The sequence below is a fragment of the Bacillus manliponensis genome (genome assembly GCF_000712595.1).
Taxonomy (GTDB): domain Bacteria; phylum Bacillota; class Bacilli; order Bacillales; family Bacillaceae_G; genus Bacillus_A; species Bacillus_A manliponensis.
Map to the genome: position 1 here is coordinate 327,257 of NZ_JOTN01000002.1, position 13,108 is coordinate 340,364.

A 13,108-nucleotide genomic window follows, 5' to 3' on the forward strand; every position below is an offset into this window, starting at 1 on the left:
CTTTCAATTTCACCTGTTTTATTTTAAACAATTTTTATAGAATATCCAACAGTTCCATTTCACCAACATTAAGATAAAAAGTCAAAATATAGACCTCGTTTACTAAAAATAACGCCAGCTTATTTGCTGGCGTTATTTTTAGCCCATTTCTCCGCTTTTTCATCAATTATACGAACAAACGTCGTTTTTCCTTCAACATACTGATCAGCATCATATGTATATTTTTCCGCAAGCTCCTCTTTTAGCATCGCGTACGCCCTTGCTTCCTCACAGTTAGCCATCATATAATCTCGAAACGCTAAATGTCTCGTAATTTCCGGATTACCTTTTTCATATACATGCAAATGATAAGAACGTTTCTCTTCTGTTCCATGAATGAAAAAACGACGTCCAGAAATACCATTTTCACCTTTCACAATATAGCCAAGCTGTTGAAACTGTGGATTCCAATTATCAACACGTTCAATATTTTCAACTTCCATAACCATATCAATAATTGGTTTAGCCGCAAGCCCCGGTACAGATGTACTACCGATATGATGTATTTTCACAACCTCTGGCATGGCTTCTTGCAACCGCTTCGCTTCCTGCTGAAACTTTTCTACCCAATGATTTTCATATGGAACGACTTCAATCTTCCTCATCACAATCCCCTTTTCTGTGAACAAATACGTCTGTTATTTAAAGTCTTTCCAAGATAAACTGCTTTCACTTAACAATTCTTCAAATGACTTATTTTTCTCACGTTCTTTCTGTTCTCTTCGCTTTCTCTCTTGCTCTTTTGCTTCTTTTTGTTCAACTTGTGCCTTTAATTCTTTTTGCTTATTTTTCAACTGTGCCATTAGCGCTTCATTTAATTGATCTCCAATCGTAAGCGTTTCTTTTTCTTGTTTCATTTCCGCTTGTTGTACTCGTTTTTGTTTCTTTTTCTTCATACTACTCACCTTCTACTTTTTCTTTTATTATAGGGGAAATCAACTTTTTGCGCCAAATAAAAAGGCAATGACTCTCTAATCCACCGCCCTTCTCAAACAATCTTCTTTAGTACATATGCGACAAACAATGTACAACAAGCACCCAGCATCAAAACAGCTGCCATAAAAATTATTGGCATCCATGGTAGCATAAATAATATTTTCACATATTTCATAAACAAGAAAAAACAACCCTTTATCACAATAAGGCAAACAACTACACTGCTCCAAGAGATAATTATTTTATCCTTACAAAGAAATATACTCACAACAATGACAAAGAACCAAAAGAGAAAGACTGTTTGCATTTCCCTACTCCTTCCGTTCTATTATCTTTTTCTTAATCTACAACTATTTCTTATAACAAGAAAAAACATCTTGTTCAAATCGATATATTACCGAAAAAACAAGCTTATCTCTTTTCATTTCCCTTCTCTTCTATGTTATATTTTTGTAAAAACTCCCATAAAGCTTCTTCTACGAGCCTTGATTTATATACACCCGTTCGTTTTGCAAAGGAATCTAATTCCATAAGAAGCTCCTTTGAAATAGAAAACGTCTGTTTCTTTTTCTCACCTATAATCGGTCCTACTTGCAGTGCACCATACCCTCTTTTTTGCAACAATTCGTATATTTTTTGCAGTTGCTCATAAATCAAAAATTGATAATCTATTTTTTCTTGTTGCATGGTAGGTGCTTCTTCTAATCGTAAGTGTCTCGGTTCGATTCCCTCTCCAACAAATATCCTCTTCTTTTGCTCGCTATCATATTCATAACCAATCATCCTTAATTTCTTCGATAATACATACGGACTCATATCAATACGTTTTGCCACAAGGGCTAACGGCTCCCTATTATTCAAACAGTCTATAATCTCACCAATTCGCACCTCCTCCCTCCTCTCTGCCTCTTCATGTTCATTCAGTTATTTTTACTATCATATGCTAAAGAAATATGTTAAGGTGCAGCAGCATGCTAATAAAGTGAAACTTCACTCCACAGCGCTTTAATCTCTATCTAAACTTCTCTACATCCCTAATTTTTAATGTGAAAACCTCGTATTCTATAAGTAGTAGGATAAATAATTTCCATGCACCTTATGCTGTTACTTTCCTTTTACATTTCACAAAAAAAACTTTATAATGTATGACATCTATTATGAAGGTAGTTTTTTTATGTTCTCTTTATAGATGGCGTAAAAATCTTATCTCTGTCACAAATCATGAAAACAGGAGAGGTAATATTTATTATGAACGCTGTACTCATCGCTGTAGCAGTGATGCTACTTCTTAGTTTATTACGTGTACAGGTTATCGTTGCCATCATCGTTGGCGCTTTAACTGGAGGATTAATTGGAGGACTTGGAATTACAGAGACAATCGCTACTTTCACTGAAGGTCTAGGAGATAGTGCTCCTATCGCCTTAAGTTATGCCATGCTTGGTGGATTTGCGATTTCCCTTTCTAAAACAGGACTACCTGACGCTATGATCCATACTGCACTACACTGGATTGGACACGAAGGAGATTCGAAAAAGAAAGCATATTCAAAAGTACTTATTTTACTGATTATACTTACAATGGCTTGTTTTTCACAAAACCTTATTCCTGTTCACATCGCCTTTATCCCTATTTTAATACCTGCTCTACTTAAAGTATTAAATGGACTAGAGATTGATCGTCGCCTCGTTGCATGTATCATTACCTTTGGTCTTATTACACCTTACATGTGGATTCCAGCAGGTTTCGGTAAAATCTATCATGACGTATTGCAGACCAATGCTGCACAAAGTGGCTTAACTTTCGATGTTTCACTCATTCCAAAAGCAATGACGATCCCAGCGCTTGGAATGATTTTAGGCCTATTTATTGCTATCTTTATCACATATCGTAAACCACGAACATACAACGAGCAAAATGTAGAAAAAACTGAGAACGAAACCATTCCTTACACAAAAAAAAGCATTGCATTTGGATTACTCGCAATCGTTGCAACACTTAGCGTACAACTTGCAACAGAATCGATGATTTTTGGTGCTCTCGCTGGAATTATCGTTTTATCATTAAGCGGGAGCCTTCCCCTTAAAGAAGCAGATGCAATTTTAACAAGCGGGATGCGCATGATGTCATTTATTGGATTTGTCATGATTTCTGCTGCTGGATTTGGTGCAGTTCTTCGTGAAACAGGACATGTCGAATCACTTGTTGAAACAAGTGCAAATATAATGGGAAACAGTAAACCACTAGCTGCTTTTCTTATGCTTGTCATTGGTTTACTCGTTACGATGGGAATTGGATCATCATTTTCTACCATTCCAATTTTAACGACAATCTTTGTTCCACTTTGTATACAACTTGGTTTTAGTCCAATGGCAACAATTGCAATTATCGGCACAGCTGGTGCACTTGGCGACGCAGGGTCACCTGCTTCTGATAGTACACTTGGTCCAACTTCCGGGCTTAATGCCGATGGACAACACCATCACATATGGGATACTTGTGTACCAACATTTTTACACTATAACATTCCACTTCTTATTTTTGGATTTATTGCTGCTCTTGTATTATAAAGTGAAACTTCACTCAGCGGGGGTTTTCTTCATCCCCTACTGAGTGTTAGTTGAACCAATCGGGCTTTTACGGGCTGTTAATGCGGGATAAACAAAATAAAAAAGGTGCGTGTTACAAAACGCACCTTTTTTATTTTGTGGATTCTCTTTCTGTAAGAACAACATTACGATGTATCACTTCTTGTTTTATTTGTTTCTTCTGTACTTTCTCCATTAACAACTGCATTACAAAAGCACATTTTTCTTCTAATGGTTGCGAAATTGTCGTTAAAGATGGAGTCATCCACTCACCTTGCAACGTTCCTTCTAAACCAATTAATTGTAATCTCATAGGGATAGAGATGCGCAAGTTTCGTGCCGCTCGCATTGCTCCGCTCGCTATTTGATCACTTTGCGCAATAATACCATCTATGTATGGATATTTGCGTAGTATTTCTTGTATAGATACTTCAATATTATGTGCTTCAATTGTTATTACTTTATGCGATAGCTGCCTATCAAAAGCATGGTCTAAAAATGTGTGGACGCGTTCATCTTTCTCTTCTGGCTCATGATTCACTCGTATGTAAGCGACAAACTGACAGCTTTTCTCTTTCAAAAACGTAACAGCTTTATTCATACTATTACAAGATTGCTGTATAAAACGCTCTTCATTAGACTCACCAAATATAACAAATGGCACAGGTAGAGTTTTTTCTTGTAAACTTTCATACACCTCTTCCATCATAACAATGCCTGCAATATGGTTTTCTAATAATTCATTCATATAATTCGGATTGCTCTTCATACTACAAACTATCATTTGATATCCTTCTTTATGTGCAACGTCTTCTAATGTAGCTAACATTTGTAAATACGTAATATTTTCTAAGCTTGGTACAATAACAGCAATCATTGTTGACGACTTTTTAAACAAAGCTTTTGCAGCTACCTGTGGCTTATACTGTAGCTTCTCAATCGCTTCTTTTACTTGCTTCACCGTATCTTCATGTACATATCCTTTTTCATTTAATACTCTTGAAACAGTAGCTACTGAAACTCCTGCTAATTTTGCAACTTCACGTATCGTTGCCACATCGTCACCCCTTAGCGTGGAAATAGTTTACAATTTTACGTTAATGCAAAACAGAAGATACGTCAAGTTAGATGTTAGATATTTCTGAAAATTGTTACATAAAAAAAGAGGAGTGCTTATGCACTTCTCTCTTCTTTTAATTGACGATCTTTAACTGCAAATGTGTACTTTAACATTGGCGGTGTAACCATCGTTGTTAAAATAACAACAAGAACAACTGCTGTAAAGTAGTCTTGTGCTAACAATCCTGAAGCTAATCCTTGTCCAGCAATGATTAACGCAACTTCACCACGTGAAACCATTCCTGCCCCAATAACTGTAGAAGATTGTAAATCAAAACCAGTCATACGAGCACCTACAGCACCACCGATTAGTTTCGTTAAAATAGCAATTACAGTTAAGGCAATAATAAACCATACGTGGTCTCCAAGACCTTCAAATGTAATATTCATTCCAACACTTACGAAGAAAATTGGAACGAACATTGCATATGCAATTGGTTCTACTTTCTTTTCTACTTCATGCTTATAACTTGTTTGAGAAATCGCAAGTCCTGCTGCAAATGCTCCGATAATGCCTGCAACTCCTAGCATTTCACTAAAGTATGCAAAGGCGAAACAGATGATAAGGGCACCACTAATAATTGATTCTGATACACGTAGTGGTGATAACCAACGCATAATCATTGGTACACCTTTCCAGCTCACTGCAATAATCACTGCGAAGAAGATTGCTTTCTTAATAATTACTTCCATTAAGTTTACATCTGCTGATCCTAAGAAACTCATCGCAAATGCTAATAAAATTACAACTAAGATGTCATCAACAACTGCTGCTCCTAGAATTGTTGTACTTTCACGTGATTTCATTTTTCCTAAATCACGAAGTGTTTGTACAGAAATACTTACACTTGTTGCACACAGTAGTAAACCTAAGAAGATTGCATGGGATTGATCCATACCAACAACAAGTCCTGCACCGTATCCTCCTAGGAATGGAAGAATAATACCGCCAATCGCAACGGCCAATGATGAATTACGATTTTTGTTTAATTCATCTAAATCTGTTTCTAAACCAGCCATGAACATTAGGAGAATAACCCCTACTTCACTTAATTGTTTAATTAAATCTGTGTTGTCAATCCAACCAAATACAGCTGGTCCGATAATAATACCGACAATTAATTTACCTAGTACAGACGGTTGTCCTAGTCTGACAGTGATGTCACCTGCAACTTTTGTACATAGCAAAATTAATGCTATTTGGAAGAAAAACTCCATTGTATCGCTCCTTTTCTCATATTACTCATCAGAATAATTATAATTATATACGATTTCTAGCAGTCTGTGAAATTATCAAATCCGTTTCAGCGCGCATTTCTAACGAAAAACACTCCCAGTAAATCCCTTCTCGAAACAATTCTTCCTATTTAATATAAAAGATAATTTTCACCCTATTTTTTAGCGCAAAAAAAAATTTAAAAAAAATTTTTTTCAAACTGAATTTCATGCAAAATCGGGATTCCATCGTAACCAGTTTGGGGAATTTTTTTTTTAAGCTTCCTCGCCTCTTCTACTGCCCCAATATATAAATGTGTCATCACAAATCCACGCTGTTGATAAAAGCGAATTGCATTTGTATTATCATTTGTTGTAATTAACCATACCTTTTGCAAACCTTGTTTCTTTGCTTCGTTCACTACACACTCAACAAGCTGACTACCAATTCCTTTCTTTTCAGCAAAACTATCCAATGACACCATTTCAAAACTATCCCCTGCAACGGCGTATGTAACAATTCCTTTTATTTGCCCCTCTTCCACCGCAATAAATCCAGGTAACTTATGTAATTCATGCAAATGACCACGGGATACCATCACTGCACTTCCCCAGTTTCCCACCATAAACTCTTTCACTTTTTCTTCCATGTCCTTCGTAATTTTTTGAATCTCCATACTCTTCCCTTCCCCTCTCCATATGCCAATATGATACAATAAAATTGTATCATATTTAGGTTGGAGGATTGGAATGATGAGAGCGTTTTGGACAACATTGTTAACTGTATGCGGAGCTCTAATCGGCATCGGGATTTTCTTTACAAGTAAATTTATGTATTTAAAGAAAAAAACAGAGGAAGAGATTTTAGAACGTGAAACGAAGCGACACTTTCGTTTAGAACAATTTGAAGCTCTGCAAAAAGAAGAACTATACATCGCTTCTAAATTTGGCTATAACATTCACGGTTACTATATTCCATCTGGAAACTCAAATAAATTTATGATTTTTTGTCACGGTGTAACTGTTAATAAAATGAATTCCATCAAATATGCAAACTTATTTTTAAAACGTGGCTTTAACGTATTAATTTACGATCACCGTCGTCACGGGCAAACAGGTGGAAAAACGACAAGCTATGGCTACTATGAAAAACATGATTTGAAATCTGTTGTGGACTGGCTAAAAATACGTTTTGGCACAAATATTACACTTGGTATTCACGGAGAATCGATGGGGGCTGCAACACTGCTCCAATATGCAGGTATGGTAGAAGATGGTGCTGATTTTTACATTGCCGACTGTCCATTTTCAGATTTTTACGACCAACTAAATTACCGACTTCGTGAGGAATTTCGCTTACCAAAATGGCCACTACTGCCAATTGCAAATACTTTTTTAAAAGTACGTGATGGCTATACATTAAAAGAAGTTTCACCAATTGACTGCATAAAAAATATTCAAAATCCTGTATTATTTATACACAGCAAAGATGATGACTACATTTTATGTGAAATGACAGAAGCATTATACGAAGCAAAAGAAGGCGATAAACAACTGTTTATTGCAGAGAAAGGTGATCATGCATCTTCTTATAACGAAAATAAAGAAGAATACGAACAAGCAATTGATCAGTTCCTACATGCATATATATACAAAAAAGAAGACAGGCTCGCAAAATAGAGCCTGTCTTCTTTTTTCTTTCATGCTAACACATCTGTAACATCTTCCATGTGCTCAGCAATCCATTCTATCGCTTCCTCAAGTGATTCAAATTCACTCACTTGAAACGTTACTTCATCTTGCAAAAGCCATACGTCTTTTGCATCTTCCTGTACACCAGCAATAGACCAATGCAGCAAACTATATGGATGATTTTCATTTAAAAATGACACCCATGTGCGCTCTTGTGCAACATTTTGTAATATACGTAGTTGTTTATTCATATTTTCATTTCACCTTAATATGTTTCAATATACGAGTTATTATAACACTCTCTACTTTCTAGTACAAAGTGTTGTATCACAGCTATAAGAAAAGCTATGATAGCAATAAGCGTTTGGATTGGAGGTGTAGCAATGGGGAAAGTACAAATTAAAGTAAACGATAATGGATCGTTCCGCATTACAGGGGATGTGGAAATGATCGATGCAGAAGGAAACGTATTTCCTGTCAAACCTGCATTTTCTTTATGTCGCTGTGGTTTATCTGAAAAGATGCCGTACTGCGATGGCTCACATAAAGGAAAATTCAATTCTATCGTTCGTGCACCAAAAGAAGACTAGTAAAAAACGCACATTATTTAATGTGCGTTTTTTATACAATATTCCCAATATAAAAACCTATAAAAGCACTTGTAATTCCGCATAGGTAACTACTGATTACATATGTGATTACAAGTTTACTTTCTCTTTTATGCATCGCTTGAACAACCTCTAACTTAAATGTTGAGAACGTTGTAAATGCACCTAAAAATCCCGTGCCACATAGTAACATCCACGCTGTACTAACTTGCGCTCCGTACAATAATCCGAGTAAAAATGAACCAAATATATTTACAAACAACGTTCCATAAGGAAAATGCGTCCCATACTTTTCTTTTGTAACATTGTTAATAAAAAAACGGGCAATCGCACCGAAAAAACCACCAATTCCAACTAATATCCAGCTCATCATTCCCCCTCATTTCTAGTACGCTGTTCATATACTTTCATACCGAGGTGAAACCCAAACAAAGACATGCATAAACCAATTACAGCACTTGCTAAAACATACAAAACTGCTATAAAAAATGCGCCATTTTGTACGAAAGTAATTGTTTCTACACTAAACGTGGAAAACGTTGTAAATGATCCAATTAGCCCCGTCCCAACCGCATTTATCATAGTTTGTGAAACTTGTTTCATACGAAATATGTACATTGTTAAAAACGCTAATAAAAAGCTCCCTACCATGTTCGCAAGCCACGTTTCTACTGGAAAATGAGATTGGTCTGAAGTTACAAACAGCCTACCTATTCCGTAACGCACTAAAGCTCCCACTATCCCACCAATTCCAACTGCCATATATTTCATGTCTTTTCACCTCACCGTTACTTCTACACAGCTTTTTCTCCAGTATAGCAAAGCACTTCTCACCTTCAAATTGACATACAATTCTTTCTTTTTTTTAGATTTTTTACTAGCTTTCTATTTTTTTTGTGATATAATTTGACCAAACAGCATCCTTCGGGGCCGGGTGAAATTCCCAACCGGCGGTGATGAAGCACACGCTTCTAAGTCCGTGACCCGTTTTCAACATAGAAAACGGTGGATCTAGTGAGACTCTAGGGCCGACAGTATAGTCTGGATGGGAGAAGGATATGTTTTCTAGTTTATATAACAGGATACAACGCTTATTTCAGTATGCATATTACAAGTGCTTTTATAAGATAAACTTGTAGTTTATTTCGTATACACTTTTTACTGAAATAGCAATACAACTCTAGCGCGTTTAAAAATCGTACTAAGCTAAGTTTATTTCTTATGCAAAAAAACGATTACTTGCTAGGCCTTTTCGTCATACCGTTGTATCTCCACTTATATTTCTAGTAAAACAGACCTCCCAGCCCCAAGGATTATTCCTTGGGGCTTTTTTATTTTGTTGGAGAGGTGATCATATGACAGATCAACAATATATGGCGCTCGCTTTGCAATTAGCAAAGAGCGTATCGAGTCAAACGAGCCCAAACCCAACAGTTGGTGCAGTCGTTGTTAACGATGGACAAATTGTTGGACTTGGAGCTCACCTAAAGTGCGGCACAGAACACGCTGAAGTTCATGCTCTCCGCATGGCAGGTGAACAAGCAAATGGCGCAACGGTATACGTTACGCTAGAACCGTGCAGTCACTTTGGAAAAACACCACCGTGCTGTAATTTACTTATTGAAAAAAAGGTAAAACGAGTTGTTATTGGAGCAGTAGATGAAAACCCTCTCGTTTTTGGAAATGGGATAAAAGCTTTAAAACAAGCCGGAATTGATGTATGTGTCGGAGTGCTTGAAAAAGAGGCGAAACAACTAAATCATTTTTTCTTTCACTACATGAAAACAAAGCGTCCATTTGTCACACTAAAGGCAGCAATGAGCCTGGATGGTAAAACTGCCACTACTTTAGGAGAGAGTAGATGGATAACTGGAGACGAAGCACGCTTAAATACACATCAATATCGTAATGAATATGATGCGATTCTTGTTGGTGTGAATACGATTCTTGCTGATAATCCACACTTAACAACGCGTCTTCCAAATGGCGGAAAGAATCCTATTCGTATTGTACTAGATACACATTTACAAACTCCTCTTTCCTCTCACATCATAGCAGATGGTGTAGCACAAACTTGGCTCATCGTTGGTAGGGAAGTGGAAAAAGAAAAAATAAAACAATATGAATCTAACACTGTATCTGTTCTACAAATGAACACAAAACAGATTGATATTCATAAACTACTTTCTCTTCTTGGAGAAAAGCACATTTTATCCCTCTTCGTTGAAGGAGGTCAAACAGTTCATGCAAGTTTCATTAAAGCAAATCTTTTTGATGAAATCATTACGTATATAAGCCCAACATTAATTGGAGGAAAAGATGCTCCAACATGGTTTGGCGGAGATGGTTTTTCTCACTTACGAGATGCTCTTTCCTTACAAATTCAAACGGTGGAACAATATGGTGAAGATATAAAAATTGTTGCAGCGCCGAGAAAAGAGGTGTCTTCATGTTCACAGGAATTGTCGAAGAACTTGGAACCATTACAAATATGACAGGAAACAGTGAAGCAATGAAACTTACCATCTCAGCACAGATTGTCTTATCTGATGTGAAATTAGGTGACAGTATCGCCGTTAACGGAACATGTTTAACAGTAACGAGTTTTACTGAACACTATTTTACAGTTGATGTCATGCCAGAGACGATGCAAGCCACTTCACTACAACATGTAAACCGCGGTTCACATGTCAACTTAGAACGAGCCATGGCAGCCAACGGTCGCTTTGGTGGACATTTCGTGTCAGGTCATATAGATGGTACCGGTACAATTATTAAAAAAAAGAAACAGGCAAACGCGGTTTACTATGAAATTGCGCTCTCTAAGCCGTTACTCCACTACTGTTTACCAAAAGGTTCAATTGCGATTGATGGTACAAGTTTAACGATTTTCAATGTGTCAGATACATCCATTACTGTCTCACTTATCCCTCATACGTTAAGCGAGTCAGTTCTTGGCACGAAGAATACCGGTGATATTGTCAATATTGAATGCGATATGATTGGAAAATACGTAGAACGATTTTTAGCTACATCAGCTATACAAAAAAACGCTGTAACTGCAAGTTTTCTACAAGAAAATGGCTTTATGTAATGAATAGGAAAAGGAGAGAATGCTATGTTCCATCGTATTGAAGAAGCACTCGAAGACTTAAAGCAAGGAAAAGTTGTTATCGTATGTGATGATGAAGATAGAGAAAACGAAGGTGATTTTGTCGCTTTAGCTGAATATGTCACAGCTGAAAACATTAACTTTATGATTACACATGGACGTGGACTTGTTTGTGTTCCATTAACAGAAGACTATGCAAATCACCTTCAGCTTGAGCAAATGGTCACCAATAACACAGATGCACACGGTACTGCTTTCACAGTCAGTGTTGATTATATTTCAACAACAACTGGAATTAGCGCACATGAGCGTGCTACTACAATTCGTGAGTTACTAAATGAAAATGCGGTAGCAACAGACTTTAAGCGTCCTGGTCACATTTTTCCACTCATCGCAAAAGAAGGTGGTGTATTACGCAGAGCTGGTCATACAGAAGCTGCTGTTGATTTAGCCAGATTATGCGGGGCAAAACCAGCTGGTGTCATTTGTGAAATTATAAAAGATGACGGAACGATGGCACGTGTCCACGACTTAGAGAAAATTGCAGAGCAGTTCCAATTAAAAATGATTACAATCCAAGATTTAATTGCGTATCGTCGCCATCACGAAACGTTCGTACGACGTGAAATTGAAACGACGCTACCAACTGATTTTGGAACGTTTCGAGCAATTGGTTATTCTAACACTCTTGATGGAAAAGAACATATCGCTCTTGTCAAAGGCGATATCTCTAGGCAGGAGCCAACACTTGTACGAGTACATTCCGAATGTTTAACAGGTGATGTGTTTAGTTCTTGCCGCTGTGATTGTGGTCCACAACTACACGCAGCACTTGCGCAAATTGAAAAAGAAGGACGCGGCGTTTTACTATATATGCGCCAAGAGGGCCGTGGGATTGGATTGCTTAATAAACTACGTGCTTACAAACTACAAGAAGAAGGTTACGACACAGTTGAGGCAAATGAAAAGCTTGGCTTTCCGGCAGATCTTCGAGAGTATGGTGTTGGCGCTCAAATTTTAAAAGACTTAGGCTTAACAGAATTGCGCCTATTAACAAATAATCCTCGGAAAATTAAAGGGTTACAAGGCTACGATTTACAAGTGGTAGAGCGCGTTCCGCTACAGCTCCCATCTAAAAAAGAGAACGAAATTTACTTACAGACAAAACATAAAAAATTAGGACATTTATTACAATTTTAATTCATATTAAAGGAGAGAAAACACATGATATTTGAAGGTCATTTAGTTGGTACAGGGTTAAAAGTAGGTATTGTTGTTGGTCGTTTTAACGAATTTATTACAAGTAAATTATTAGGCGGAGCATTAGACGCCTTAAAGCGTCACGGAGTAGAGGAAAATGATGTTGATGTTGCATGGGTACCTGGTGCTTTTGAAATTCCACTCATCGCGAAAAAAATGGCGGAGAGCGGTAAATACGATACAGTTATTACACTTGGCACTGTCATTCGCGGAGCAACAACACATTACGATTATGTTTGTAATGAAGTTGCAAAAGGTGTTGCTTCCTTGTCATTACAAACAGGTATCCCAATCATTTTTGGCGTATTAACAACGGAAACAATCGAACAAGCAATTGAACGTGCAGGTACGAAAGCTGGAAATAAAGGCTGGGAAGTTGCGGTTGGCGCAATTGAAATGGCAAACTTATCACGCCAGTTAGGATAAAGTGAAACTTCACTCAATCGAGCTTTTAGCGAAGACGACTGTTCAAGCACGATTAGCTTGTGGCTCGAGTGCCTAGGAGCCGTAGCTAGATTCGGGCTGTTAATCCCCCACCTAA

The 13,108-nt window shown here is 37.2% G+C and carries 16 protein-coding genes and 1 riboswitch; of the genes, 7 read left to right on the forward strand and 9 right to left on the reverse strand.

The window, feature by feature from the left end; all coding sequences use genetic code 11:
- Positions 1 to 119: 119 nt before the first annotated feature.
- From BAMA_RS03590 to BAMA_RS03605, 3 genes are all read right to left on the reverse strand, one after another.
- The gene (locus BAMA_RS03590) at positions 120 to 644 is read right to left on the reverse strand and encodes a GrpB family protein (RefSeq protein ID WP_034636008.1); all 525 of its coding nucleotides are present in this window, start codon (positions 642 to 644) and stop codon (positions 120 to 122) included.
- Positions 645 to 677: 33 nt separating this feature from the next.
- Complete coding sequence (locus tag BAMA_RS03595) at positions 678 to 935, reverse strand: YqkE family protein (protein ID WP_034636010.1); 258 nt, start codon at positions 933 to 935, stop codon at positions 678 to 680.
- A gap of 451 nt (positions 936 to 1,386) precedes the next feature.
- Positions 1,387 to 1,863 carry a ribbon-helix-helix domain-containing protein gene (locus tag BAMA_RS03605; protein WP_034636012.1) on the reverse strand — a complete coding sequence of 159 codons (477 nt, stop codon included), beginning with the start codon at positions 1,861 to 1,863 and terminating at the stop codon, positions 1,387 to 1,389.
- Between the two features lie 360 nt (positions 1,864 to 2,223).
- Between BAMA_RS03605 and BAMA_RS03610 the strand changes: the two genes are divergently transcribed.
- The gene (locus tag BAMA_RS03610; RefSeq protein ID WP_034636014.1) at positions 2,224 to 3,543 is read left to right on the forward strand and encodes a Na+/H+ antiporter family protein; all 1,320 of its coding nucleotides are present in this window, start codon (positions 2,224 to 2,226) and stop codon (positions 3,541 to 3,543) included.
- A 130-nt stretch (positions 3,544 to 3,673) separates the two neighbouring features.
- On the opposite strand, the gene BAMA_RS03615 is transcribed toward BAMA_RS03610, so the two are convergent.
- The 3 genes from BAMA_RS03615 to BAMA_RS03625 form a co-directional block, all read right to left on the reverse strand.
- Positions 3,674 to 4,618: a LacI family DNA-binding transcriptional regulator gene (locus BAMA_RS03615; protein WP_034636017.1), complete on the reverse strand. Its 945-nt coding sequence runs from the start codon at positions 4,616 to 4,618 to the stop codon at positions 3,674 to 3,676.
- A 116-nt stretch (positions 4,619 to 4,734) separates the two neighbouring features.
- Positions 4,735 to 5,898 (reverse strand): cation:proton antiporter, encoded by a 1,164-nt coding sequence (locus tag BAMA_RS03620; protein ID WP_034636019.1) that lies wholly within the window; start codon positions 5,896 to 5,898, stop codon positions 4,735 to 4,737.
- Positions 5,899 to 6,095: 197 nt separating this feature from the next.
- Positions 6,096 to 6,572, reverse strand: a complete 477-nt coding sequence (locus BAMA_RS03625) for a GNAT family N-acetyltransferase (protein ID WP_034636020.1) — start codon at positions 6,570 to 6,572, stop codon at positions 6,096 to 6,098.
- 76 nt (positions 6,573 to 6,648) lie between these two features.
- Between BAMA_RS03625 and BAMA_RS03630 the strand changes: the two genes are divergently transcribed.
- The gene (locus BAMA_RS03630; RefSeq protein ID WP_034636023.1) at positions 6,649 to 7,575 is read left to right on the forward strand and encodes an alpha/beta hydrolase; all 927 of its coding nucleotides are present in this window, start codon (positions 6,649 to 6,651) and stop codon (positions 7,573 to 7,575) included.
- A gap of 20 nt (positions 7,576 to 7,595) precedes the next feature.
- Here the strand turns inward: BAMA_RS03630 and BAMA_RS03635 are convergent, their stop codons facing one another.
- On the reverse strand, positions 7,596 to 7,838 hold the full coding sequence (locus BAMA_RS03635; protein ID WP_034636025.1) for a DUF2552 family protein: 243 nt from the start codon (positions 7,836 to 7,838) through the stop codon (positions 7,596 to 7,598).
- A gap of 96 nt (positions 7,839 to 7,934) precedes the next feature.
- Here BAMA_RS03635 and BAMA_RS03640 point away from each other — a divergent pair, with 96 nt between their 5' ends.
- Positions 7,935 to 8,177: a CDGSH iron-sulfur domain-containing protein gene (locus BAMA_RS03640; protein ID WP_084157863.1), complete on the forward strand. Its 243-nt coding sequence runs from the start codon at positions 7,935 to 7,937 to the stop codon at positions 8,175 to 8,177.
- Between the two features lie 31 nt (positions 8,178 to 8,208).
- Here BAMA_RS03640 and crcB (BAMA_RS03645) read toward each other — a convergent pair whose 3' ends face one another.
- Together crcB (BAMA_RS03645) and crcB (BAMA_RS03650) are read right to left on the reverse strand one after the other, a co-directional pair.
- Entirely contained in the window at positions 8,209 to 8,565 is a 357-nt protein-coding gene (crcB, locus tag BAMA_RS03645; RefSeq protein ID WP_084157865.1) for a fluoride efflux transporter CrcB, read from the reverse strand.
- A complete protein-coding gene (gene crcB, locus BAMA_RS03650; protein ID WP_034636031.1) occupies positions 8,565 to 8,966 on the reverse strand; it encodes a fluoride efflux transporter CrcB in 402 nt (133 codons plus the stop codon). The genes crcB (BAMA_RS03645) and crcB (BAMA_RS03650) overlap by 1 nt, the downstream gene beginning before the upstream one ends.
- 145 nt (positions 8,967 to 9,111) lie before the next feature.
- Positions 9,112 to 9,256, forward strand: a riboswitch (FMN riboswitch).
- Positions 9,257 to 9,550: 294 nt separating this feature from the next.
- On the opposite strand from crcB (BAMA_RS03650), the gene ribD reads away from it, so the two are divergent.
- From ribD to ribH, 4 genes are read left to right on the forward strand one after another with little or no spacing between them, the layout of a single operon-like run.
- Entirely contained in the window at positions 9,551 to 10,690 is a 1,140-nt protein-coding gene (gene ribD, locus BAMA_RS03655; RefSeq protein ID WP_034636033.1) for a bifunctional diaminohydroxyphosphoribosylaminopyrimidine deaminase/5-amino-6-(5-phosphoribosylamino)uracil reductase RibD, read from the forward strand.
- Positions 10,645 to 11,289, forward strand: a complete 645-nt coding sequence (gene ribE, locus BAMA_RS03660; RefSeq protein WP_034636035.1) for a riboflavin synthase — start codon at positions 10,645 to 10,647, stop codon at positions 11,287 to 11,289. Before ribD ends, ribE begins: the two co-directional genes overlap by 46 nt.
- A gap of 24 nt (positions 11,290 to 11,313) precedes the next feature.
- Positions 11,314 to 12,507, forward strand: coding sequence for a bifunctional 3,4-dihydroxy-2-butanone-4-phosphate synthase/GTP cyclohydrolase II (locus BAMA_RS03665; RefSeq protein WP_034636037.1), 1,194 nt, complete (start codon positions 11,314 to 11,316; stop codon positions 12,505 to 12,507).
- A gap of 24 nt (positions 12,508 to 12,531) precedes the next feature.
- On the forward strand, positions 12,532 to 12,993 hold the full coding sequence (gene ribH, locus BAMA_RS03670; RefSeq protein ID WP_034636040.1) for a 6,7-dimethyl-8-ribityllumazine synthase: 462 nt from the start codon (positions 12,532 to 12,534) through the stop codon (positions 12,991 to 12,993).
- Positions 12,994 to 13,108: the final 115 nt, after the last annotated feature.